This window comes from Nocardia arseniciresistens (assembly GCF_046764875.1).
In the GTDB taxonomy this organism is placed as follows: Bacteria; Actinomycetota; Actinomycetes; order Mycobacteriales; family Mycobacteriaceae; genus Nocardia; species Nocardia arseniciresistens.
Map to the genome: position 1 here is coordinate 95,245 of NZ_JBKORD010000022.1, position 22,312 is coordinate 117,556.

Here is a 22,312-nt window from a genome sequence, read left to right on the forward strand (position 1 = left end):
GGAACGGATAGATTCTCCCTAGGCGTCGGAAAGGTCGGGTTCTCCCGGTCGGGTGCCCACATGGTGGAGGATAGGCACATATCGGGTGCGTGACGGTCGCGCACTAGAGTCGCGGTAAAGCGCGGCGCATCAGATGGAGGCGGGATCAATCGATGGCTAATCCGTTCGTGAAGGCCTGGAAATACCTGATGGCCCTCTTCGATGCGAAGATCGAGGAGCATGCGGATCCGAAGGTCCAGATTCAGCAGGCTATCGAGGAAGCTCAGCGCCAGCATCAGGCCCTGTCGCAGCAGGCCGCGTCGGTCATCGGCAATCAGCGTCAGCTGGAGATGAAGCTCAACCGTCAGCTCGACGAGGTCGAGAAGCTCAACGCCAATGCGCGCCAAGCTGTTCTGCTCGCCGATCAGGCCGCCGGCGCCAATGACACCGAGAAGGCGATCCAGTACACCAACGCGGCCGAGGCCTTCGCCGCGCAGCTGGTCACCGCCGAGCAGTCCGTCGAGGACCTCAAGGTGCTGCACGACCAGTCGCTGCAGGCGGCCGCGCAGGCCAAGAAGGCCGTCGAGCAGAACGCGATGATGCTGCAGCAGAAGGTCGCCGAGCGCACCAAGCTGCTCAGCCAGCTCGAGCAGGCCAAGATGCAGGAGCAGGTTTCCGCCTCGCTGCAGCAGATGGACTCCACGCTGTCCGCGCCGGGCTCTACCCCGAGCTTGGATGCGGTACGCGACAAGATCGAGCGCCGTTATGCCAACGCACTCGGTTCCGCGGAGCTCGCGCAGAACACCGTGCAAGGCCGCATGCTCGAGGTCCAGCAGGCCAGCATCCAGATGGCGGGGCACAGCAAGCTCGAGCAGATCCGCGCATCGATGCGCGGCGATGCACTGCCCGCGGGTGGCGCCACCGGCGCGCCCGCCATCAACCCGGTGCAGCCACAGGCGAATCCGGCGCAGCCACAGATGAACAAGGGTCAGACCGCGCAGTAGTAGCGCGGGCGGCTGCCTGTAGGTCGCCCGAAACTACGCTGCCGGAGGCTCAGCGAGGACTGGTTCGGTGAAGGCTCGTTCGGTGCATGTGCTGCTCGGGCCTTTTGTCGAGCGCGTACAGCCCTCGCACGCACCGACGGTGGGAGGGAAGCCGTGAGCCGCAAGCGAATCCGTGAGCAGTCGGTCCGAACCGAAGCAGGCGTCGTGCGGTCGAGTCGCCGCGCGGTCGTGCGCGCGCAGTCCGCGATCGTGCCGCAGCCGGGAAGCCTTCCTGACAATCTGCGCGAGGTCGGGCAGCACGCGCTGGTCGCCGTGCGCCGCTGGGCGGATCCGAGGGAACGGGAGCTGCGCAAGCGACGAAGGGCGCGCCGCAGAAGCTTTCAGCTCGGCACGGTGTCGGGTCTCACCACTGCGGGGACCGTCGGGCTCGTCATCATCGCCGCACCGGTCTGGGCTGTCGTCGTCGTGGGCGGGGGAGCCGTCGCCCTCGTGACCGGAACCGCGCTGAGTGCGCGTCGCTATCTGCGACTGCGCAGCTCGCCGCTACCGCAGGCGACGTTCGTTGCACGCAAGCAGCCGCCGCTGTGGTCGTCCGCGCGTGCGCCGATCACCAGATTGATCCGTGCCGAGCGGGCCATGCACGGCTTGGCCGGGCAGATCGCGCGCTCGAACCGGCTGCCCGACGACGAATTGGTGGATATGGTCGAGACCGCGGAATCCGGAGCCGCCGCTCTGCACGCGCTCGCCGCGGACGTAGCCGCGATGGAGCGAGCCATCGGCGCCATGGGCGAGACGAATTCCGATGCGGCAGATGCTCTTTCGGACAATGTGCAGTTCGCGCTCACCCGCCTGGATGCCGGTGTCGTCGAATACGAGCAGGTGGTCGCCGCCGCCGGGCGCATTCTCGCGGTGCCGGAAGCCACTGTGCTTCGCCACGATTTCGACTTGATCGTTTCCGACTTGCGGCACGCCGCCGACCGTCTCGACGGCTGGGCACAGGCGCTCACCGAGGTCGCCGACTACCAGGTCGGCGCTCGAGTGCCGCCGCAGCGACTGTAGCGGCGCTTGGAAGCCTCGGACCAGCAGCAACGTCGCTTCCGCTCGGACTTCGCGGTAACTCGGAGCCTCGAGCCCGAAGGCGCGACCGTATGGTCGAGGGGACTTCGTGGGTCAGGGTGAACCCTGATATTCACCCGGATATCGGTGCTGACCTGGTGATTTATTGTCGCTGGGCTGACAGCATTGAGGAGTCGGATCGTCGGATGGCGGTTCGGGTGAGACCTTCTGGAGGCTGCAATGTTGTGGAAGATCATCGGTGTCGTAGCGGTCGTCTGGATCGCGCTCGCGATTATCGGCGCACTCATCAAGGGACTGTTTCCGATTCTGGTGATCAGCGCCGTCGTATTCGGCCTGTACCTGCTCTACAAGGCGGTATCCGGGTCGAACAAGTCCTCGGTCACCAAGCTCTAGGCCGGACTCCTGTGTCGGTGCGATGCGGTGTCGCGAGTGCTCTCGGTCGATGTGTCCGAGAGCACCGGCCCCTCGGTGAGCGGCGCCATGCTGCGATATCGCCCGGCCACTGCGCGGAAAACTTGGACACACGGTCTAATCCGCACTCAGGTGCTTGAATGTGTGCTGTGGAACAGGTTCCGGAGGACTGGCAGCGCGGGCTCGTGATCGTCGCCCACCCCGATGACATCGAGTACGGCGCCGCCGCGGCCGTCGCGCGCTGGACGGGGCAGGGCAAGGACATTCGGTACACCCTGGTGACCTCGGGTGAAGCCGGGATGGCAGGAGTCGCCCCTGCCGAGGCCAAGCTGCTGCGCGAGGCCGAAGAAATCGCCTCGGCGAAAGTGGTCGGGGTGCACGAGGTCGAGTTTCTCGGCCATCCTGACGGTCGGGTGGAAGAAAACCTGGCGTTGCGCCGGGATCTGGCCGCCGCGATCCGGCGCCATCGGCCGGAGTTGGTGGTGCTGTTCAACTTCGGTGACAACTGGGCGCCCGGCTTCGCCAACAGCGCCGATCACCGCGCGGTCGGTCGCGCCGGTCTCGACGCCATTTCCGACGCGGGCAACGAGTGGATCTTCCCGGAACTTTCCGACCTCGCGCCGTGGTCGCCGCGCTGGGCGGCCGTAGTCGGCCCCACCGTGACACACGCCGTCGACGTCACCGACACCCTCGACCAGGCTGCCGCCTCCCTCGCCGAGCATCGCCGCTACCTGGAGATCCTCAGCCCAGAACCGGTCGCCGACCAGGTCCGCGCCGTCATCGACATGGCAACCGGCCCGCAGGAGGGCTTCCCCGCAGCCCACGCCGTCGGCTTCGAGCTCTACTACTTCCGCAGCTGAACTTCGGTCCGGGTCGCGGCCGAGACTTCTGATAGTTCGCGCGATCCCGCACATGCGGTCCGAGAGGGCACGCTTCGGCGCGGAACCGGCCGGGTTGTCAGTTCGCGGCGGCGACTCGTTCGATGACGGCACGCCACGACTCCACGGGCGCTACTTCCAGTCCCACGACTTTCCCCGCGTCGTCGGCGCGACGCAGCGCGATGGCGGCGTCGAAGTCCGGATCAGCCTCGAACTCCGCGATTTCCGCCTCGTCCATGGGACCGCCCTGGGCGACCAGAGTGCGCTGGCTGGACGATGACAACACCGCTGCGTGCGCGGCATCGGTCGCCGCCAAATAGCGCTTGGCGACAACATGCAGTTCCACTAGTCGGGCGACTCGATCGCCGAGCAGTGGGCGGACAGCCTGTGCGCCGTGCCTGCCGTGCCCCGCGTCGTCGCCGGGAACGAGCATGTGGCCGATGTCGTGCAGCAGCCCGGCCACTTGCAGTTCCTCGTCGGCCGGATAGGCCAGGCGCAACAATTGCGCGCATTGCAGGTCGTGGTCGAGGATGTCGACCGGGTCGCCGCCGCGGTCCGGCATATCCCAGACGTCGTGACAGCCGGTCAGCAAGGTCATCACTGCGTCAACGTTGGCGACGGGCACATGCATCCTCCAGTTCGGCCTGAATGGTCTAGACCATCATGGTGGGTGATGGCGCGCAAGGCGATGTCCGGCGATCGACCACCATGTGAACATCGGGCATGACGTGGGTCACTCGGCGTGATCGATGGTGTGGCAGGCTGGGCGAATGCGTGTTGCCGTAGTAGCGGGGCCGGATCCAGGACATGCTTTCCCGGCATTGGCGCTGTGCGCGCGATTCCTGGCGGCCGGCGACGAGCCCGTGTTGTTCACCGGGCCGCGGTGGTTCGACGTCGCTCGTGAAGCGGGCATTCCGGTGCGTCGACTCAAGGGACTCGCGCCGCGGGTCGATGATGACGACGGCGATGCCGGGCAGCGGATTCATGAACGTGCTGCCCACATTTCGACGGAGATCCTGCCCGACCTGAGTGCGATGCTGCCCGAGCTGGTGGTGTCGGATGTGCTCACCGCCGGCGGTGGCATGGCCGCGGAACGGCTGGGTGTGCCGTGGGTGGAGCTGTCCCCACATCCGCTGTACCTGCCATCGAAAGCGTTGCCGCCCATCGGAAGTGGACTCGCGCCGGGGGAGGGCGTGCGTGGCAGACTGCGCGACGGACTGCTGCGCACCATGACAGCGCGCGACATTCGCAACGGTCAGCGACAGCGCGAGCACGCACGCGAGACCGTAGGATTGCCCGCGACCGACCCCGGTCCCGCCGCCCGGTTGATCGCCACGCTGCCCGCACTCGAGGTGCCGCGCCCGGACTGGCCGGAGCGCACTCATGTGATCGGCCCGCTGCTCTGGGAGCCGACCAGTGAGATCCTCGAACCGCCGCCCGGTGACGAGCCGCTGGTCATGGTCGCGCCCTCGACCGCACACACCGGCGTCGCGGGCATGGTCGAGACCGTGCTGGACGCACTCGATGGCGCAGGTGTCCGCGTCGCGATCTCCATGCTCGACGCCCCGCCCACCGATCTGCCGCCGTGGGCGACCGCAGGACTCGGCCGCCAAGACGAGCTGCTCACCCGCGCCGCCGCCGTGGTCGGCGGCGGTGGTCACGGCCTACTGGCCAAATCCCTCCTCGCGGGCGTCCCGATAGTAACGATCCCGGGCGGCGGCGACCAGTGGGAACTGGCCAATCGCGCCGTCCGCCACGGCAGTTCGATCCTCGTCCGTCCGCTGACCGCGGAAGCCGTCCGCGCGGCAGTCCTCGATCTGCTACACACTCCCGCCTACACCGCTGCCGCGCGATCCGCCGCTGCCGGCGCCGCCACCGTCGCCGATCCGGTCGAGCTCTGCCGTGCGGTGCTCGATAGTGTGCGAGCTCGATAGGTCGCGATTCGTCGCTGTCACGTCGCTGATCCGGTCGAGTTCTGCCGTGCGGTGTTCGACAGTGTGCGAACTCGAGGTCGCGATCCGTCGCTGTCACGCCGTTAGCCTGGTCGAACTCCCACCGTGCAGTGTTCGACAGCGTCGAGCCCATTAGGTCGTGCGGCCGGAGCGGGCCGGGCCGGATAGGACGAGTATCTTGAACACGGTGCGGTTGACTGAGTTCCAGGAGCTGTTGCACACCGAGTTCGGTGTGGCCCGAGGTGACGCCCTGCTGACCGATCATGTGATCCCCTCGTTGGGCGGACGGACCGGATCCGACGCCATCGGGGCCGGGATCGATCCTCGGGATGTGTGGCGTGCGCTGTGCGCGGATTTCGATGTGCCACGCGGCCGCTGGTGAGCGACAGGTCCGCGCCGGGCGCGAACGCGGGCGAGGCTGCCGTGCACCGCTTCGACGGGCGGTTGCGCATGGCTCCCGCTGACCGTGAACAGCTGGCCGCGCGGGTTGCGGCGGCCAGACCGGTCGGCTACGTCGAATGGCAGCAGGCCGGGATCGACCTGCTGCTGCTCGGGCGTTATGAGGATGCGCTCGACCATCTCGACCGCGCGCTGGAACTCGCCGACACCGAGCGACGGCGGGTCTCGGTGTTGATCAATCTCGGGGACGCCTACCGGTATCGAGGCGATGCGGCGACCGCCGAAATCCTCTACCTACGCGCGCTGGAATCGGCCAGAACCGATGTGCCGGAGGCGCTGTCGTTCGCGCTGCAACATCTGGGTAAAGCGATGGCCGAGCAGAACAGGCTGGACGAGGCACGCGTGCTGTTGGCCGAGGCATTGACGTTGCGCCGCGCGGAGGCCGACTCCGAGCTGGTCGAGTCCACCCGTGCGACGTTGAACGCCCTGGACGAGTTGCCCATTGCACTACCCCCGGCGGTGGCTGCGTTACTGGGTGACGCACCGGTCCGGTCGGGTGATCACGAGGGACTGAGCGGCGAAGTCTCGTTCGTCGGCAACGCGTACTGGGTCAAGCGCGGTCCTCGGGCGGTGGCGGAACATGCACGCCTGAACTGGTTGCGCGACTATGAGATTCGACTGCCGGACGTGGCCGCATTCGAGGGCGACGTGCTGGTGCTCGCCGACGCGGTCGCGCCGAGTCTGGCATCGCGCGCGGGGCTCGATGACGCCGAGGCGGCCGCGATTATGGGTGCGCTGCTGCGGCGCCTGCACAGCATTCCGATCACCGAGTGCCCGTTCGACGGTCGACTCGATGGCCTACTGGCCCAGGCGCGCCGCCGAGTGCTCGAGGGGCTGACCGATCCCGCGGACTTCGATGACGACCACGAAGATCTGACCCCCGAACAGGTGCTGGAAAGGCTCCACGCGCAGCGCCCCGACGAGTCCGACCTCGTGGTGGTCCATGGTGACTTCACGCCGTCGAATGTGCTGGAGGGTGGCATCCTGATCGACGTCGGAGGCCTGGGCGTCGCGGACCGGTACCGGGATCTGGCGTTGGCCGAGCGCGACCTACTGGATGACTTCGGCATCGACGAGGTCCGGGCGTTCTTCGCCGCCTATGGGCTCGACGAGCCCGATCGGCGGAAGCTGGACTACTACCGGCTGCTCGACGAACTCTTCTGACCTCACGTCTTTTTCGCGTAGTGGCGCGCAGCCTTGGCGCGATTGCCGCAGGTCGCCATCGAATGCCAGCGGCGGGTGCCGTTTTTCGAGGTGTCGTAGAAGAAGAGCACGCATTCGGGGTGGGCGCACTGGCGGATCCGGTCGGGGACATCGGCGAGCAGTCGCAGCAGATTATCCGTTGCCAGCCAGGCGGGCAGCCACGCCGGGTCCGCCACGTCGTCGATATCGGCGGGGCCGGCGGCGGTGAGGGTGCGCCGGATGCGCCCGTGCTCGAGCACGGCGTTGAGCCCGGAGTTCGTGGTGTGCTTCACCACGTCGTAGATCGCGGAGCGTGCGGTGAGCACCGTCTCGAGTGTCCGTTCGTCGGCGGTCGCACGGTCGGCCAGACCTGCCGAGTTCAGCCAAATGTCGAGTCCCGCGACGTCGGTCAGCAGGTCCTGTGGTCCGTTCTCGATCCACCTCGTGTTCAGCAGGTCGAGTGCCAGCGGTTCACCGAGGTGGGGGCGTGGATCGAGCATGACTGAGGGTAACGAGGTTCTTGGTGTCGGCATGACAACCACCGCCGTTCTAACCGGATAAATCAACTTTACAGGTTGACGTCATATCTCAGCGCGGCTATGTTCTAACCATTGAAATCATCAATGATGGTTTGACCTTCTGGAAGGGCGCACGATGACGACGGCAATCCAACCCCAGCTGGCCACCGGGCACATCGGACTCAACGTGTCCGACCTGGACCGATCGGTGGACTTCTATCAGCGCGCGCTGGGCTTCGAACAACTCGCGGCCAGCACCGACGACGACCGCCGATGGGCGTTCCTCGGCGCGGCCGGCAAGCTCGTGGTGACCCTGTGGGAACAGTCCGATGGTGCGTTTTCCACCGAAACCCCCGGCCTGCACCACCTCTCGTTTCAGGTCGACACCATCGAGCAGGTGCGTTCGGTCGAAGCGGTACTGCGCGAACTCGCGGTGAAATTCGCCCACGAGGGCGTCGTCGCACACGGTGAGGGCGTTGCCTCCGGCGGGATCTTCTTCGCGGACCCCGACGGCATCCGCCTCGAGGTCTACGCCCCGACCGGCGCGGAATCCGCACCCGCCCCCGCGGGTGCCGCACCCACGTGTGGATTCTTCTGACTCCAATTGTGGTCGAACTATCGGACAGGAGAATTGCGATGGGGCACTTTCACCCTGGCGAACGGATCGTCCAGCAGCGTATGGGGCAGGACCACATCGCCGAGCGCGTCGGCCGGATGATCCGTGCCGACATTCCGGAGGTCGCCGCGTCCTTCCTGGCCGAGCAGCCGATGGTGGTGATCGCGGCCGCCGACGACGCCGGGCGGATGTGGGCCGGTGAACTGGTAGGCCCGCCCGGTTTCGTGCACGCCCTCGACCGTGAGACGATCGCCGTCGACGCGCGACCGGTCCCCGGCGATCCGCTGCGCGACGCGCTGGCTCACCGGGCAAGGATCGGCATGATCGCCTTGCAACCGCAGCGCAGACGACGGATGCGGATCAACGGGACCGCGACTCCGCTGGGTGGCGGCCTGCGGATCGCCACCGACCAGGTGTACTCGAACTGTCCGAAGTACATCTCGCGCAGGCAGATCGAGTCCTACCGCCCGGATATCGGTCCCTCGGCTCCTGATCGCGGCACCGAGCTGGACGCGCGACAACAAGAGGCCATTGCCGCAGCCGACACGTTCTTTCTCGCTACCGCAGACCTCGACGGCAATGCCGATGCCTCCCATCGCGGCGGCAATCCCGGCTTCCTACAGGTCCTTTCGCCGACCCGGCTTCGCTGGCCGGACTACCGGGGCAATTCGATGTTCATGACGCTCGGAAACATCGAGGTGAATCCGCGCTGCGGAATCCTGGTCCCGGACTGGGTGACCGGCGGCTCCCTCCAGCTCGCCGGGACTGCCCAATTGGTGTGGGACCAAGCGACCTTCGCCACCGGTGCGCAATGCTCGATCGACTTCACAATTACCGATGTCGTCGAGATCCGCACCGCGGGGCCACTGCGCTGGGGTTCCGCCGAACTCTCACCCGTAAACCCCTGACCCACAGTCGAACCCGCACTCGATAAGGAGCGCCATGCGCCCCCCGCTACCCCCCTTCGATCGCGAATCCGCCGAAGCGAAGGTTCGTGCCGCCGAAAATGCTTGGAATACTCGCGATCCGGAGCGTGTCGCCGCCGCTTACACCGAGAACTCGGTGTGGCGTAACCGCGACGAGTTCTTCACCGGTCGCGCGGCGATCGTCGAATTCCTCACTCGGAAATGGTCCGTCGAGAACGGCTACGCGCTGCGCAAAGACCTGTGGGCCTTCGAAGGCGACCGCATCGCGGTCCGCTTCCAGTACGAATGGCACGACGAGTCCGGCCGATGGTGGCGCAGCTACGGCAACGAACAATGGGAATTCACCCCCGAGGGCCTGATGTCCCGCCGCGAGGCCAGCATCAACGATGTCGGCATCGCCGAATCCGAGCGCCGCATCTTCGGCCCACGGGAAGAAGGCGACGATTCGGTCCAGCCCCAGCAGTGATCTCGCTCCGAAGCCGGACGCTGCGCTGCGCGCCGGAACCGCGATAGCGGTTCCGGCGCATGGCTTGCGGATTCAGCGCTGCTATCGAATCCGCACGTTACGCGGCGACGGCCGTACGCTCGTCCTGATCCGCACCGGCAACCGCGCCCTGCCGATGGAACAGGGCGAACGCGATCAGCCCGAACACGATGCCGACCGCGGCCGATACGGCGAGCGCCGCGTCGATTCCATCGACGAACTGCGGCAGCGTCATCCGCTGCTCGGCATCGGCGACCCCGCGGAACACAGTGCCAAGCACCGCGACTCCGAGCGCGAGCCCGAGCTGCCGTGCGGTGTTGACCGCGCCTGCCGCTGTGCCGCCCTGCTGTGGCGGTACCGCCGCCATGCCGACGGCGACCAATGCCGGTGCGTTGACGCCGATCCCCGCGCCGATCACGACGAATCCGGGAATCAGTGCGATCCAGGATGACCCGGTGTCGATCAGGGTGAGCAGCCCCGCTCCGATGCCGACGACGACGAGCCCGGCTCCGATCGTCCACTTCGGTGCCGTGTCGTGCAGCATTCGCCCGAACACTCCGGCGACGACGAACGCCGTCGCGGCCATCGGCAGCATCGCAAGGCCCGCGTGCAGCGGCGTCATATGCAATTGCTGCTGAAGCCACAGCGAGATCAGCGGCGTGGCCGCGAACGCCGCGAAGGTCTGTCCGCTCGCCCCGACGAGAGTGGCGCCGAAATCGCGGTTGCGCAGCAGTGCCAGCGGAAACATCGGTGCCGCGCTGCGATATTCGACGAACCAGAAGGTCAGCAGCGCGGTAGCGCCGAGCGCGAGCGCGGCCACCGCGGGCCCGTCTGTCCACCCGTGCTCACCACCGCGGATTACGCCGTAGGTCACCGCGGTGGCGGCGGTCGCGAAACTCAGCATGCCCGGCACGTCCACGGTGCGATCGGCCCGCCGCGCCGACGGTGGAAAAACCAAGGCGGTCAAAGTGATCGCCACCAGCGCGATCGGCAGATTGACGAAGAAGATCCACTGCCATGAGAACAGATCGGTGAGCACGCCGCCGAGCACGACGCCGAGACCTGCCGCCGCGCCGGAGACCGCGCCCCAGATCCCGAAGGCGACGCCGCGATCACGGCCGGTGTAGGTCGCGTGCAGCAGCGACAGTGTGGTCGCGAACATGGCCGCGCCACCGACGCCCTGAAGTGCCCGCGCCGCAATCAGACTCGGTGCCGACTGTGCGAGTCCGCAGACCAGGGACGCGACCGCGAACACCACCAGCCCGACGAGATACGTCCGCTTCGCGCCGACCCGGTCGGCCAGCGAGCCCAGGACGAGCAGCAGCGCGGCCAGTGCCAGCGCGTAGCCGTCGACCACCCACTGCAAGCCGGACAGACCGGTGCCGAGGTCGTCGGCGATGTCGGGGAGCGCGACATTGACGATCGTGACGTCGATGAGCAGCATCAGCGTGCCGAGGCACGCGGCGAACAAGGGGAGCCATTTCTTCACGGGAGCCTCCAGGGCAATACGAACGATATCGACGCCCAGCGTGCGGCAATCAGAGGTATCCGCCTAGCCGCAGCAAAGACTGCGATAGATTCCTCCTGTGCAGCCTGAAGATGTGCAGGAATCCTCCCTGTTGGATGTTCTCGACAAGCAGATCGTGCACGCGCTGGTGACCGACGCCAGAATCGCTTTCGCCAAGCTCGGCACCATTCTGGGAGTCTCGGAGCAGACCGTGGCGCGCCGCTACCGATCACTACGCCAGCGCGGCATCCTGCATGTGTCGGGCCAGGTGAACGCCGTGCCGCTCGGCCACGCCCGCTGGGTGATTCGACTCAGATCGACGCCGGACAAGGCGGTGCGGCTTGCCGAATCGCTGGCAAGGTTCCCCGATCTGAGTTGGATCACACTGCTGTCCACCGGATCCGAGGTGACCTGCGTGAGCCGACCGCGTTCCGTCGAGCGTCGCGACAAACTGCTGCTGCACACGCTGCCCAAGGCCAGCCAGGTGACCGGGCTGATCGCGCACGAGGTGATGCACCGGTTCCCGCTCGATGAGGAGTGGCCGCACTACAGCCACCTGTTCACCGAAGCGCAGTTGCGCGAACTCGGCCAACGGGGAACAACGGCGGACTACCTCGGACCGGAGGCGCCGGTCGAACTCTCGGCGCAGGACGAGGCGATGCTGGCGATCCTCGGCAGGGACGGGCGTGCGCCGTACGCGCAGATCGCTGCCGAAATTGACTGGACCGCAACGCGAGTGGCTCGTCGCATGGCCGAACTCGTCGAATCCGGGGTGCTGTACTTCGATCTGGACTTCGCGATCGAACGGATGGGATACGCCGTTCGAGCGGCGCTGTGGCTGCGCACCAGGCCCGCTGATCTCGAGGCGACGGGTGCGGCGATCGCGGCGCATCCGGAAACCGTGTTCGTCGCCGCGACCACCGGGCCGACCAATCTGATGGCTTCGATCATGTGCGGCGATACCGCGCACCTCTACCGCTACGTCACTCAGCGGCTCGGCGCCCTCGACGGGATAACCGATATCGAGGTGACGCCCGCGCTGCGGGTGTTCAAACAGGCGCAGACGTTGCTGGACAGCGACCGGATTTCGCTGGTGCGGTGATCGGATCGCATCGATGCCGGCGGACCCGGTTGTGGGCCGACCTGGCTTAACGGGTCGGTTGCCAGGGACAGGAAAGCCGGTTTGCGTGTTGCCGGGCGCGTCGCTTGACTCGAACATCTGTTCGTCTAATGTGGTCGCCAGAACTTGTCGGTGCCGCCCTCTAATGTGGGCGCCAACCAAGAACGAAGACTTACCCGGCGAAAAGGGGATCAGGACATGGCACCACAGGCGTATGACCGCGACAAGGCGCTCGAGATGGCGTTGTCTCAGGTGGAGAAGAGCTTCGGCAAGGGCGCGGTCATGCGTCTCGGCGAAGAGACTCGCCAGCCCATCGCGGTGATCCCGACCGGTTCCATCGCGCTGGACGTGGCCCTCGGTATCGGTGGTCTGCCCCGCGGACGTGTCGTGGAGATCTACGGCCCCGAGTCCTCGGGTAAGACGACCGTCGCGCTGCACGCGGTTGCCAACGCGCAGGCGGCAGGCGGTGTCGCCGCGTTCATCGACGCCGAGCACGCCCTCGATCCCGACTACGCCCGCAAACTCGGCGTCGACACCGACGCCCTGCTCGTCTCGCAGCCGGACACCGGTGAGCAGGCCCTGGAAATCGCCGACATGCTGATCCGCTCCGGTGCGCTTGACATCATCGTCATCGACTCGGTGGCCGCGCTGGTGCCGCGCGCCGAGATCGAGGGCGAGATGGGTGACAGCCATGTCGGTCTGCAGGCCCGTCTGATGAGCCAGGCGCTGCGCAAGATGACCGGCGCGATGAGCAACACTGGTACCACCGCGATCTTCATCAACCAGCTGCGCGAGAAGATCGGCGTGATGTTCGGTTCCCCCGAAACCACCACCGGCGGTAAGGCACTCAAGTTCTACGCCTCGGTGCGCCTGGACGTGCGCCGCATCGAGACGCTCAAGGACGGCACCGACGCGGTGGGTAACCGCACCCGCGTCAAGGTCGTCAAGAACAAGGTGGCGCCGCCGTTCAAGCAGGCCGAGTTCGACATCCTGTACGGCTTCGGCATCAGCAAGGAAGGCTCGCTCATCGACATGGGTGTCGAGCACGGCTTCGTCCGCAAGTCCGGCTCCTGGTACACCTACGAGGGTGACCAGCTCGGCCAGGGCAAGGAGAACGCCCGCAAGTTCCTGCTGGAGAACACCGACGTCCGCGACGAGATCGAGAAGAAGATCAAGGAAAAGCTCGGCATCGGCGCCGATGTGACCGCGGCCGACGCGGCCGCCGAGGTACCCGCCGATTTCTGATCCGATGGACGGCCGACGCGCACCGCAACGTTCCGGTCCGGCCGCGCCCGATGAGGCGCGGCCCGACCCGGTGAACGAAACGCGGCGTCGGCTGCAAGAACTCCTGTCCGCTTCCGGCCGTTCCGCTGATTCGGTCAACACTGGATCGCACGAGTCCGGATTCGGGCGCTTCCGGTCGGCCGAAGGTGGTTCGGCCGATCCGGACATGGGAGGAATCTGGTCGAGCGCGCTCGAACCGCAGCGGGCGCGCTCGACCGGTTCAACAAGGCGTAGGCGCGCAAAAGCCACCCCATCGGGCGATTCTGATCGTTCGGGAAGCCGATGGGAGGCGGATCCGGTGGCGGCCGGATCCGAGCGGGGGCGATCGGATCCGAAACAGGCCGGTGCGCACCGGTCCTCATCGGAACCCGCCCTGCCGGGCGGGACGGTCGAGCAGGCGAGGGACGCAAGTCTGCGCCTGCTCGCCGTCCGCGCCCGCAGCCGCGCCGAACTCGCACAACGCTTGGCCGCCAAGGGGTTCACCCCCGAGGTGACCGAAACCGCCCTTGACCGCCTGGCCGGGGTCGGTCTCATCAACGATGCCGCCTTCGCCGAAGAGTGGGTGCACGCCCGCCACACCTTTTCCGGCAAAGGCAAACAAGCCCTTGCCCAGGAACTCCGTCGCAAAGGCATCGCAGAATCCGACGCCGCCCCGGCGCTGGACGCCATCACCGCCGATGACGAAGAATCCCGCGCCATCGAACTGGTCCGTCGCAAACTCCGATCGGTCCCCGCAAACCTGGACCGCGACAAAACAATCCGCCGCCTGGTCGGCATGCTCGCCCGCCGCGGCTACAACCAATCCACCGCCTACCAGGTGGTGAAAGCGGAACTGGCGAGCCACGGCTCAGCTTCCGACACCGAAGACCTCCCCGACACGATCGACTAGCTCCAGCAGTTGATCCGCCCGCTATCTTCCGAGAAGGCATGGGCCAGCTCCGCCCCAGCTCACCCAGGTTCGATGCGCCCGGCCGCATCGAACTGGCAGCCATCCTCGACCGGCTCGCCTGAACCTCACCCCGCGGTAGATCGGTCACCGGCACGAATGGCGGTGCGCTCGAGCGGATTATCGCGTCGAGCGCACCGTAGCTCCTTGCCGAGCGCTACTTCTTCGTGATATCCACGCCGGGCGCGGCATCGGTGAGGATCGAGTCGGCCGCCAGCACGGTGCCGCCCTTGTGCTTGCGTCCGCGCAACCGCTTCTCGACCCTTGTCGCGACGAGGGTCAGTGTGCTGTTGAGAGCGATCATGACGATCGCGATGACCATCAACGACGGAATCGTGTTCTGTTCGGCGGCGCCGAGTTGCTGCCCGGACCGCACGATTTCGACGTAGGTGATCTGGTAGCCGAGCGCCGAATCCTTCAACGCGACAACCATTTGTGAGATCAGCGCGGGCAGCATGGCGGTGATCGCCTGCGGCAACAGGATCAGCCGCATCAGCTGGCCCTTGCGCAGACCGAGCGCGACCGCGGCCTCGGTCTGCCCCTTCGGCAGCGACTTGATACCGGCCCGCACGATCTCGGCGATGACCGACCCGTTGTAGACCGTCAATGCGGTGACCACGGCAGCAAGCGCCAGCTGATCCACCTTGAACAGCTTGTAGTCGGAGAAGATCGCGAACAGGAAGATCATCAGGATCAGCACCGGGATTGCCCTGGCGAGTTCGACGACCGCGCCCGCGACCCAGCGCACCACCCGATGCTCCGACATCCGCAGAATGCCGAAGACCATGCCGACCACGAGCGCGAACACGATCGACATCAGCGCCGCGACCACTGTGCCCTTCAAGCCGGGCAGCAGATAGGTGGTCCAGACTTCCTTCTCCAGGAAGGGTTTCCACTTCTCCGAGGTGAACTGTCCCTTGTCGGCGAAGCCGCTGTACAGGTACCAGAGGATGCCCGCGACCGCGACGAGCACCAGCACGGAATAGATGTTGTAGCGGATGCGCGCGCGCGTGCCAGGCGCGTCGAACAGGACGGATGCGCCTGCGCTCATCGGGCAACCTCGTATCGTTTGGCGAGCCAGCCGAACAGCAGGCCCATCGGCAAGGTCAAGATCACGAAGCCGAGCGCGAAGATCGCGCCGATGGCAATCAGCGCGGCCTCGGAGTCGATCATGCCCGCCATCAGGTTGGCGGCCTCGGCGACGCCGATCGCGGAGGCGATGGTGGAGTTCTTGGTCAGCGCGATGAGTACGCTGCCGATCGGGGCGATAACCGAGCGGAACGCTTGCGGCAGCACCACGAGTCGCAGGTTCTGGCCGAAGCTGAAGCCGAGCGATCGGCCCGCCTCGGACTGCCCCATCGGCACCGTGTTGATGCCCGAGCGAAGCGATTCACAGACGAAGGCCGCCGTGTAGACGCTGAGCCCGATGATGGCGAATCGGAAGTTGTTCTGCGCCACGGAATTCGGGCCCTCCGGCGCGAGCCGCCAGCCCATCGTGGTGTAGAGACCCAGTGAGCAGAACACGATGATCAGCGTCAACGGGGTATTGCGGAAGATGGTGACGTACGCGGTGCCGACCCCGCGTGCGATCGGTACCGGCGACACACGCAGAGCCGCGACGATGGTGCCGAGCACCAGCGCTGCGATACCCGAGACCACGGTCAACTGGATGGTCACCCAGAAGGCCTCGAGAATCTGGTTGTCGTACCTCGAGATCAGGTCGAACACGGTGGACGCGTCCCTCCGATCGGTGTCGATTTACAGGGGGAAAACGACGAGTGGCTCAGTCCGGCAGGCCTGAGCCACTCGTTCGCGAAAACTCAGTACCGGTTGACCGTCGGCGGTGTCGGCGCCTGGTATCCGGATGCACCGACCGTCTCGTCGAATGCCTTCTTCCAGGAACCGTCTGCGATCATCGCCTCGATCGCGTCGTTGACCTTGTCGCGGAGTTCCTTATCGCCCTTCTTCAGGCCGATCCCATAGTTCTCCGTGGTGAACGGCTTGCCGACCACCTTGAAGGAGCCCGCACTCTGCGCGGCATAGCCGGCCAGAATGATGTCATCGGTGGTCACCGCATCCCATGACCCACCCTTGAGCCCCTCGAGGCACAGCGAGTACGTGTCGTTGGTCTGCAACTGGGTGTCCGGGAAGTTCTTCTCGATATTGCCCGCAGGGGTGGACCCCTTGACCGAGCAGACCTTCTTGCCCTTCAGGCTGTCCGGGCCGGTGATGTCGGTGTTGTCGGCGCGCACCAGCAGCGACTGACCTGCGACGTAGTACGGACCTGCGAAGTCGACCTTCTCCTTGCGCTTGTCGCTGATCGAGTAGGTCGCGGCGATGTAATCGACCTGCCCGTTCTCGATGAGCGTCTCGCGTTGCGCGGACGGCGCTTCCTTGAAGGTGATGCCGTCGGGCTTGACGCCGAGCTTGCCCGCCACATACTTGGCGACCTCGACATCGAATCCGCTGTAGGTGCCGTCCTTATTGCGCAGGCCGAGGCCCGGCTGGTCGAACTTGATACCGATGGTGAGTTTGCCGTCCTTGGCGTTGTCCAGGGCGTTCTTGCTGTCGCCTCCGCCACACGCGGCTGCGGTCGCTGCGGTCAGTGCCAAGGCGATCGCCCCGACACCGATTCGAACCGCACGATTGATCCTCATCGAGTTCCTTTCCCTCATCAATGGTTTCGATGGCCGTGACTATCAAATTGTCAGTGGCTCAATATCTTTCCGAGAAAGTCCCTCGCGCGCTCGGATTTCGGTGCGGTGAAGAATGCCTCCGGCTCGGCATCCTCGACCACCTGTCCGTCGGCCATGAACAGGACCCTGTTCCCGGCGCGACGAGCGAAACCCATTTCGTGGGTGACCACCAGCATGGTCATCCCTTCTTTGGCGAGTGACACCATCACGTCGAGAACCTCCTGGACCATTTCCGGGTCCAATGCGGAGGTCGGCTCATCGAACAGCATCACCTTAGGGCTCATCGCCAGGGCGCGTGCGATGGCGACGCGCTGCTGCTGGCCACCCGACAACTGCGCCGGGTATTTGTCGGCCTGGTTGGCGATGCCGACGCGTTCGAGCAGTTCCATCGCTCGCGTGCGGGCGTCGGTTTTGGCGATCTTGCGGACTTTCAACGGCGCGAGCATGACGTTCTCGACGATCGTCTTGTGCGCGAAAAGGTTGAAGGATTGGAACACCATCCCGACATCGGCACGCAATGCGGCGAGTGCGCGGCCCTCGGCAGGCAGCGGCACACCGTCGATGGCGATGTCGCCGGAGTCGATCGGTTCCAGTCGGTTGATGGTGCGGCAGAGCGTCGACTTTCCCGACCCCGATGGGCCGAGAACGATGACGACCTGTCCTTTGGGAACTTCGAGATTGACATCCCGCAGCACATGGAGCTCACCGAAGTGTTTCTCCACATTGCGCATCGAGATCATCGGCGCATTCGTGGCAGCGCTCTCATCCCCGGTCGTGGCGGCCCCGGTCGTGTCGGGCGCGGCAGCGGCGTCGGTCATGGATCAAGACCTTAAGCGGAAAATCCGGATTTGCCCGAGTTTCCGCGACACACCGGTTCGACACGCCGGTTCGACACGTGCATGTAACCTCCCGGCCGGTCTCACTCGGCCCAGCTAGAGGCCTCGATCACCGCCACGAAATCGGTCCGCTCGAAGTCGGGCACAAACCGGGCGAGCACGTCGGCTTTCACGTTGCCGAACGTGGTTTGCGGCCGATCCTTGATGCCGTGGGTGAATGCGGCGAGGATCCGCTTCTTGAAGTCCGGGCGCGGATGCGCGGTCACGATGGCATCGCGGAGATCGGTCGGCAGGTCGCTGTAACCGATTCCGAGGACATCGAGTTCCACACCTGCGGTGACCAATGCGATCTCCGGCCGCATCCAGTAGGGGATCTCCGGCGTGGTGTGCAATGCGATGGCGTCCCACACCAGCCGCACCGACTCCTCCGGGACGCCGTGCGCACGCAGGAACGCCGCGGCCTGCTCGGCGCCGTCGATCTCGAATCTGCGGTCGGTGGTGCGGTATTTGTCGGTCAGGCCCAGGTCGTGGAACATCGCCCCGATGTAGAGCAGTTCCGGATCGAACTCGAGGCCGCGGCGGGCGCCCTGCCAGGCGCCGAACAGAAAGACGCGGCGGGAGTGGTCGAACAGCAGGTCGTCGGTGGCGTCGCGAACGAGCTCGGTAGCGGCGGCCGCGAGGCGGCTGTCGGGGATGACGATGTCGGCGATGCGGCTCATGGGGCTCCTCGTGTCGGTGTGTTCGTCCTCCAGTTTTGTCGCGTCCGCTGCGTGTGGCCATGTCCGTATGGACAGATATCCCTCGTATTCGGCCATGCTCGCCGGATAGGCGAAACCTCCGCCTTCGCTCCGGCAATGCGCAGATTCAGGACCGGCTACGCCCGAGCGCGCCCATTAGGCTCGTGACATGTCTCTCGAGGCGCGCCACATCGTGTTTCTGGCCTATGACGGCGTGCGACAACTCGACATCACCGGCCCGCTCGAGGTGTTCGGGACGGCACGCGACCTCGGGGCGCGGTATCGCTGGTCGGTGTGCTCGACCGACGGCGCGGATGTCACGACCGCGACGGGCCGACTGGCCGTCGACGGTCGGTTCGACAGTGTCGCCTCCATCGACACCGTTGTGGTGCCCGGGTCCGCGGATCTCCCGCGCGGCCGAATCCCCGACACCCTGCTGACCGCTCTCGCCGAGCTGGCTCCCCGGGGCCGCAGGGTGGCCTCGGTATGCACCGGCGCATTCGCCCTGGCCGAAGCAGGCATGCTGAATGGCCGCCGGGCGACAACGCACTGGCGACATGCCGCCACGCTCGCTCGTCGCTATCCCGCCATCCATGTCGAGCCGGACGCCATCCATGTTCGCGACGGGAATGTCCTCACCTCCGCAGGTGTGACCGCAGGCATCGACCTCGCGCTCGCGATCGTGGAGGAGGACGCCGGCGCGACCCTCGCCCGCGAGGTCGCTCGCGACCTGGTGGTCTTCATGCAGCGCCCAGGAGGCCAGTCCCAGTTTTCCGCCGCCCTGCGTCTTCCACCCATCCGGCACGATCCACTGCGCTCGGTTGTGGACGACATCATCGCCGACGTATCGGCCGACCACTCGGTCTCGATGCTGGCTTCCCGCTCGGGCATGAGCGTCCGTCACCTGACCCGCTTGTTCCACGAACACATCGGTACGACCCCCGCCGGGTACGTCGAGTCCGTCCGGATCGAGGCCGCGCAGGCCTTCCTCGCAGCGGGCTCGACGGTCACAGATGCGGCATCACGCAGCGGCTTCGGCAACGATGAGTCGCTCCGCCGCGCGTTCGCCCGACGGCTGGGCATCACGCCCTCGGCGTATCGCGCGCGTTTCCGCAGCACGGCCTAGCGGTCGGCGCGGACAAGCCCACTGCCTGACGCGCCCGGCTCTAGTTCGTCGGCGACCGGAGGCGAGGTCACCGCATACCGATGCGCTGAACGGCGCGGATACCGACAGCCTTACCCTGGACAGGTGAATTCGATGGGCCAGGTAGAGGGAGCAGTCCGCAGTTACGAGGTCCGCACCTTCGGATGTCAGATGAACGTGCACGACTCCGAGCGTTTGTCCGGTCTGCTGGAGAACGCGGGGTATGTGCGGGCCGCACCGGGGGCGACGGCTGACCTGGTGGTTTTGAACACCTGTGCGGTTCGCGAGAACGCGGACAACAAGCTGTACGGCACCCTTGGGCACCTGGCTTCGATCAAGGCCGACCGGCCCGGTATGCAGATCGCGGTCGGCGGTTGCCTCGCTCAGAAAGACCGCGAGACGGTGGTGCGTAAAGCGCCCTGGGTCGACGTGGTGATCGGCACCCACAACATCGGCTCGTTGCCGGTGCTGCTGGAGCGGGCAAGGCACAACGACGAGGCGCAGGTGGAAATCCTGGAATCGCTCGAGGCGTTCCCCTCCACGCTGCCCGCCAAGCGGGAATCAGCGTATGCGGGCTGGGTATCGATCTCGGTGGGCTGCAACAACACCTGCACCTTCTGCATCGTGCCGTCGCTGCGCGGCAAAGAGGTCGATCGCCGCCCCGGTGATGTGCTCGCCGAGGTGCAGGCGCTTGTCGACCAGGGCGTGCTGGAAGTGACACTGCTCGGACAGAACGTGAACGCTTACGGTGCGTCCTTCGCCGATCCGGAGGAACAGCGCGACCGCGGCGCGTTCGCCAAGCTGCTGCGTGCGGCGGGCCGGATCGATGGCCTGGAGCGGGTGCGCTTCACCTCGCCGCACCCGGCCGAGTTCACCGACGACGTGATCGAGGCGATGGCGGAAACGCCCAACGTCTGCCCGCAGCTGCACATGCCGCTGCAATCCGGCTCGGACCGGGTCCTCAAGGCGATGCGCCGCTCCTACCGCAAGGCGCGCTACCTCGGGATCATCGAGAAGGTCCGCGCGGCCATGCCGCACGCGGCCATCACCACCGACATCATCGTCGGCTTCCCCGGCGAAACCGAGGAAGACTTCCAGGAAACCCTGGACGTGGTCCGTCAGGCTCGCTTCACCAGCGCCTACACCTTCCAGTACTCCAAGCGCCCCGGCACCCCCGCCGCCGATATGCCCGACCAGCTGCCCAAAGCGGTGGTCCAGGAACGCTACGAACGGCTCATCGCGCTACAGGAGGAAGTGTGCCTGGACGCCAACCGTGAGCTGATCGGCACCGAGGTGGAGCTGCTGGTCGCCGAGGGTGCCGGCAGGAAGAACGCCGCGACCGCCCGCATGAGCGGCCGGGCCCGCGACGGCCGACTCGTGCATTTCCGCCCGCCCGTCACGGAACTCGGCAGCTCCGACACGATCCGGCCCGGCGACATCATCACCGTCGACATCACCGGCGCGGCCCCGCACTACCTGATCGCCGACGGACCCGTGAGCACCCATCGCCGCACCCGCGCGGGCGACGCACACGAACTCGGCATCACTCCCAAGACCGAACCGATCGGCGTCGGCCTCGGCCTGCCCCGCATCGGCGCTCCCGCACCCGAACCGGCCGCAGGCTGCGCCACCGGCTGCGACGCATGATTGTGCGCAGCGGAGGAGTCATGTTCCAGTGCGCCTCGCGTATGCCGAAGCCGAATGTCAGCGAGGAGGCGGTATGAGCGGCGAGCTCGGCGACGGGGTGCGCGGATCCGGGGGAGTCGATCCGGTGTCCGGTCGCGATGATGACGATGTGAATCCGCCTGCGGTCGAGGGGGATTCGGATCCGGTTGGCGAGGAATCGACGGCAAGTACTACCTCGCGTAGTGGGTCGGCATCTGGTGTCGAAGGTCGCGATGGCACAGTTGACTCCGGCAGTGCCGACCATGACGACGCCGAACGGAACGAGGGCTCAGTGAATTCGGTCGAGAGCAGCAAAGACTTCGAGCAGTTCCGCGACGACCTCGACGCCGTCGAACGCCGCGTCGCCGGTGAGATCGACCCGGGCGTGCGGGCGATGGTTGTCGCGGGCGCGGTGTTCGTACTGTTGCTGTCGCTGGTGCTGCCGCACGCCGGAACCGCGCGCGGCTTCGATGTATTGCTCGGTACCGGCGCCGCGAGTTTCGAGCACATCGGCCTGCCGTCGCGAGTCTTCGTCTGGTTCGTCGTCGTCTTCGGTATCGGCTTCTCGCTGCTGGCTCTGATGACCCGCCGCTGGGCGCTGGCCTGGATCGCGGTCGCCGGATCCGCGGTCGCCAGCGTCTTCGGCGTCTTCGCCATCTGGCACCGGCAGACCCCCGGCGTCGGCGGCCCCGGCGGCGCGAACTATTACGGCGCGGGCCCGGGCATCGGACTGATTCTGGGCGCACTTGCCGTCATCGTGCTGACCTTCCACTGGGTGCGCGTCGTATGGAGCCGCACCGCATTGCAATTGGCCGCCGAAGAACAGCGCCGCGTCGCCTCCGCCGCGGCCGAAGAACGCGACCGACGCAACCGCGGCATCTGATCACAGCG

General features: G+C 66.3%; 24 protein-coding genes. 16 read left to right on the top strand and 8 right to left on the bottom strand.

The genetic code is table 11. The features are described 5' to 3' along the window. Nucleotides 1–152: 152 nt before the first annotated feature. From pspA to ACLMAJ_RS33160, 4 genes are all read left to right on the top strand, one after another. Nucleotides 153–983, top strand: a complete 831-nt coding sequence (pspA, locus tag ACLMAJ_RS33145) for a phage shock protein PspA (protein ID WP_412017820.1) — start codon at nucleotides 153–155, stop codon at nucleotides 981–983. A gap of 153 nt (nucleotides 984–1,136) precedes the next feature. Further along, complete coding sequence (gene pspM / locus ACLMAJ_RS33150; protein ID WP_412017821.1) at nucleotides 1,137–2,042, top strand: phage shock envelope stress response protein PspM; 906 nt, start codon at nucleotides 1,137–1,139, stop codon at nucleotides 2,040–2,042. A gap of 237 nt (nucleotides 2,043–2,279) precedes the next feature. Beyond that, entirely contained in the window at nucleotides 2,280–2,453 is a 174-nt protein-coding gene (locus tag ACLMAJ_RS33155) for a hypothetical protein (RefSeq protein WP_412017822.1), read from the top strand. 167 nt (nucleotides 2,454–2,620) lie between these two features. Continuing rightward, nucleotides 2,621–3,331, top strand: coding sequence for a PIG-L deacetylase family protein (locus ACLMAJ_RS33160; RefSeq protein WP_412017869.1), 711 nt, complete (start codon nucleotides 2,621–2,623; stop codon nucleotides 3,329–3,331). A gap of 97 nt (nucleotides 3,332–3,428) precedes the next feature. Here ACLMAJ_RS33160 and ACLMAJ_RS33165 read toward each other — a convergent pair whose 3' ends face one another. After that, the gene (locus ACLMAJ_RS33165; RefSeq protein ID WP_412017823.1) at nucleotides 3,429–3,974 is read right to left on the bottom strand and encodes an HD domain-containing protein; all 546 of its coding nucleotides are present in this window, start codon (nucleotides 3,972–3,974) and stop codon (nucleotides 3,429–3,431) included. Nucleotides 3,975–4,119: 145 nt separating this feature from the next. Here ACLMAJ_RS33165 and ACLMAJ_RS33170 point away from each other — a divergent pair, with 145 nt between their 5' ends. The 3 genes from ACLMAJ_RS33170 (at nucleotide 4,120) to ACLMAJ_RS33180 (ending at nucleotide 6,924) form a co-directional block, all read left to right on the top strand. After that, nucleotides 4,120–5,283 (top strand): glycosyltransferase, encoded by a 1,164-nt coding sequence (locus ACLMAJ_RS33170; RefSeq protein WP_412017824.1) that lies wholly within the window; start codon nucleotides 4,120–4,122, stop codon nucleotides 5,281–5,283. 205 nt (nucleotides 5,284–5,488) lie between these two features. Then, nucleotides 5,489–5,683 (top strand): DUF3046 domain-containing protein, encoded by a 195-nt coding sequence (locus tag ACLMAJ_RS33175; RefSeq protein WP_412017825.1) that lies wholly within the window; start codon nucleotides 5,489–5,491, stop codon nucleotides 5,681–5,683. Next, nucleotides 5,680–6,924, top strand: a complete 1,245-nt coding sequence (locus ACLMAJ_RS33180; RefSeq protein ID WP_412017826.1) for a phosphotransferase — start codon at nucleotides 5,680–5,682, stop codon at nucleotides 6,922–6,924. Before ACLMAJ_RS33175 ends, ACLMAJ_RS33180 begins: the two co-directional genes overlap by 4 nt. Nucleotides 6,925–6,926: 2 nt before the next feature. Here ACLMAJ_RS33180 and ACLMAJ_RS33185 read toward each other — a convergent pair whose 3' ends face one another. Beyond that, a complete protein-coding gene (locus ACLMAJ_RS33185; protein WP_412017827.1) occupies nucleotides 6,927–7,442 on the bottom strand; it encodes a CGNR zinc finger domain-containing protein in 516 nt (171 codons plus the stop codon). A gap of 154 nt (nucleotides 7,443–7,596) precedes the next feature. On the opposite strand from ACLMAJ_RS33185, the gene ACLMAJ_RS33190 reads away from it, so the two are divergent. Genes ACLMAJ_RS33190 through ACLMAJ_RS33200 form a run of 3 tightly spaced genes read left to right on the top strand, consistent with a single transcriptional unit; the run spans nucleotide 7,597 to nucleotide 9,468 of the window. Beyond that, nucleotides 7,597–8,058 (top strand): VOC family protein, encoded by a 462-nt coding sequence (locus ACLMAJ_RS33190; RefSeq protein ID WP_412017828.1) that lies wholly within the window; start codon nucleotides 7,597–7,599, stop codon nucleotides 8,056–8,058. Nucleotides 8,059–8,096: 38 nt separating this feature from the next. Next, a complete protein-coding gene (locus ACLMAJ_RS33195) occupies nucleotides 8,097–8,984 on the top strand; it encodes a pyridoxamine 5'-phosphate oxidase family protein (protein ID WP_412017829.1) in 888 nt (295 codons plus the stop codon). Between the two features lie 34 nt (nucleotides 8,985–9,018). Beyond that, nucleotides 9,019–9,468 (top strand): nuclear transport factor 2 family protein, encoded by a 450-nt coding sequence (locus ACLMAJ_RS33200; protein WP_412017830.1) that lies wholly within the window; start codon nucleotides 9,019–9,021, stop codon nucleotides 9,466–9,468. 97 nt (nucleotides 9,469–9,565) lie between these two features. Here ACLMAJ_RS33200 and ACLMAJ_RS33205 read toward each other — a convergent pair whose 3' ends face one another. Further along, nucleotides 9,566–10,975: an MFS transporter gene (locus tag ACLMAJ_RS33205; RefSeq protein ID WP_412017831.1), complete on the bottom strand. Its 1,410-nt coding sequence runs from the start codon at nucleotides 10,973–10,975 to the stop codon at nucleotides 9,566–9,568. A gap of 97 nt (nucleotides 10,976–11,072) precedes the next feature. Between ACLMAJ_RS33205 and ACLMAJ_RS33210 the strand changes: the two genes are divergently transcribed. From ACLMAJ_RS33210 to recX, 3 genes are all read left to right on the top strand, one after another. Continuing rightward, on the top strand, nucleotides 11,073–12,095 hold the full coding sequence (locus tag ACLMAJ_RS33210) for an Lrp/AsnC family transcriptional regulator (protein WP_412017832.1): 1,023 nt from the start codon (nucleotides 11,073–11,075) through the stop codon (nucleotides 12,093–12,095). Between the two features lie 216 nt (nucleotides 12,096–12,311). Continuing rightward, complete coding sequence (gene recA, locus ACLMAJ_RS33215; protein WP_412017833.1) at nucleotides 12,312–13,358, top strand: recombinase RecA; 1,047 nt, start codon at nucleotides 12,312–12,314, stop codon at nucleotides 13,356–13,358. Nucleotides 13,359–13,695: 337 nt separating this feature from the next. Next, nucleotides 13,696–14,286: a recombination regulator RecX gene (gene recX / locus ACLMAJ_RS33220; RefSeq protein ID WP_412017834.1), complete on the top strand. Its 591-nt coding sequence runs from the start codon at nucleotides 13,696–13,698 to the stop codon at nucleotides 14,284–14,286. Nucleotides 14,287–14,500: 214 nt separating this feature from the next. Here the strand turns inward: recX and ACLMAJ_RS33225 are convergent, their stop codons facing one another. The 5 genes from ACLMAJ_RS33225 to ACLMAJ_RS33245 all read right to left on the bottom strand — a co-directional run bounded on the left by ACLMAJ_RS33225 (nucleotide 14,501) and on the right by ACLMAJ_RS33245 (nucleotide 18,594). Beyond that, a complete protein-coding gene (locus ACLMAJ_RS33225) occupies nucleotides 14,501–15,394 on the bottom strand; it encodes an amino acid ABC transporter permease (RefSeq protein ID WP_412017835.1) in 894 nt (297 codons plus the stop codon). After that, nucleotides 15,391–16,071, bottom strand: a complete 681-nt coding sequence (locus tag ACLMAJ_RS33230) for an amino acid ABC transporter permease (RefSeq protein ID WP_412017836.1) — start codon at nucleotides 16,069–16,071, stop codon at nucleotides 15,391–15,393. The genes ACLMAJ_RS33225 and ACLMAJ_RS33230 overlap by 4 nt, the downstream gene beginning before the upstream one ends. A gap of 92 nt (nucleotides 16,072–16,163) precedes the next feature. Then, entirely contained in the window at nucleotides 16,164–17,000 is an 837-nt protein-coding gene (locus ACLMAJ_RS33235) for a glutamate ABC transporter substrate-binding protein (protein WP_412017837.1), read from the bottom strand. A gap of 50 nt (nucleotides 17,001–17,050) precedes the next feature. Next, entirely contained in the window at nucleotides 17,051–17,779 is a 729-nt protein-coding gene (locus ACLMAJ_RS33240) for an amino acid ABC transporter ATP-binding protein (protein WP_412017870.1), read from the bottom strand. Nucleotides 17,780–17,958: 179 nt separating this feature from the next. Continuing rightward, nucleotides 17,959–18,594: an HD domain-containing protein gene (locus tag ACLMAJ_RS33245; protein WP_412017838.1), complete on the bottom strand. Its 636-nt coding sequence runs from the start codon at nucleotides 18,592–18,594 to the stop codon at nucleotides 17,959–17,961. 187 nt (nucleotides 18,595–18,781) lie between these two features. On the opposite strand from ACLMAJ_RS33245, the gene ACLMAJ_RS33250 reads away from it, so the two are divergent. From ACLMAJ_RS33250 to ACLMAJ_RS33260, 3 genes are all read left to right on the top strand, one after another. After that, nucleotides 18,782–19,738, top strand: coding sequence for a GlxA family transcriptional regulator (locus ACLMAJ_RS33250; RefSeq protein WP_412017839.1), 957 nt, complete (start codon nucleotides 18,782–18,784; stop codon nucleotides 19,736–19,738). Between the two features lie 132 nt (nucleotides 19,739–19,870). Further along, on the top strand, nucleotides 19,871–21,403 hold the full coding sequence (gene miaB / locus ACLMAJ_RS33255) for a tRNA (N6-isopentenyl adenosine(37)-C2)-methylthiotransferase MiaB (protein ID WP_412017871.1): 1,533 nt from the start codon (nucleotides 19,871–19,873) through the stop codon (nucleotides 21,401–21,403). Between the two features lie 310 nt (nucleotides 21,404–21,713). Further along, nucleotides 21,714–22,304: an Rv2732c family membrane protein gene (locus ACLMAJ_RS33260; RefSeq protein ID WP_412017872.1), complete on the top strand. Its 591-nt coding sequence runs from the start codon at nucleotides 21,714–21,716 to the stop codon at nucleotides 22,302–22,304. Nucleotides 22,305–22,312 lie beyond the last annotated feature (8 nt).

Excerpts from the sequence above, each read along its gene's own strand:
- pspA (WP_412017820.1), top strand. The coding sequence starts at position 153 with ATGGCTAATCCGTTCGTGAAGGCCTGGAAATACCTGATGGCCCTCTTC.
- ACLMAJ_RS33155 (WP_412017822.1), top strand. The coding sequence starts at position 2,280 with ATGTTGTGGAAGATCATCGGTGTCGTAGCGGTCGTCTGGATCGCGCTC.
- ACLMAJ_RS33170 (WP_412017824.1), top strand. The coding sequence starts at position 4,120 with ATGCGTGTTGCCGTAGTAGCGGGGCCGGATCCAGGACATGCTTTCCCG.
- ACLMAJ_RS33185 (WP_412017827.1), bottom strand. The coding sequence starts at position 7,442 with ATGCTCGATCCACGCCCCCACCTCGGTGAACCGCTGGCACTCGACCTG.
- ACLMAJ_RS33190 (WP_412017828.1), top strand. The coding sequence starts at position 7,597 with ATGACGACGGCAATCCAACCCCAGCTGGCCACCGGGCACATCGGACTC.
- ACLMAJ_RS33195 (WP_412017829.1), top strand. The coding sequence starts at position 8,097 with ATGGGGCACTTTCACCCTGGCGAACGGATCGTCCAGCAGCGTATGGGG.
- ACLMAJ_RS33200 (WP_412017830.1), top strand. The coding sequence starts at position 9,019 with ATGCGCCCCCCGCTACCCCCCTTCGATCGCGAATCCGCCGAAGCGAAG.
- recA (WP_412017833.1), top strand. The coding sequence starts at position 12,312 with ATGGCACCACAGGCGTATGACCGCGACAAGGCGCTCGAGATGGCGTTG.
- ACLMAJ_RS33225 (WP_412017835.1), bottom strand. The coding sequence starts at position 15,394 with ATGAGCGCAGGCGCATCCGTCCTGTTCGACGCGCCTGGCACGCGCGCG.
- ACLMAJ_RS33235 (WP_412017837.1), bottom strand. The coding sequence starts at position 17,000 with ATGAGGATCAATCGTGCGGTTCGAATCGGTGTCGGGGCGATCGCCTTG.
- ACLMAJ_RS33240 (WP_412017870.1), bottom strand. The coding sequence starts at position 17,779 with ATGATCTCGATGCGCAATGTGGAGAAACACTTCGGTGAGCTCCATGTG.
- ACLMAJ_RS33245 (WP_412017838.1), bottom strand. The coding sequence starts at position 18,594 with ATGAGCCGCATCGCCGACATCGTCATCCCCGACAGCCGCCTCGCGGCC.
- ACLMAJ_RS33250 (WP_412017839.1), top strand. The coding sequence starts at position 18,782 with ATGTCTCTCGAGGCGCGCCACATCGTGTTTCTGGCCTATGACGGCGTG.
- miaB (WP_412017871.1), top strand. The coding sequence starts at position 19,871 with ATGGGCCAGGTAGAGGGAGCAGTCCGCAGTTACGAGGTCCGCACCTTC.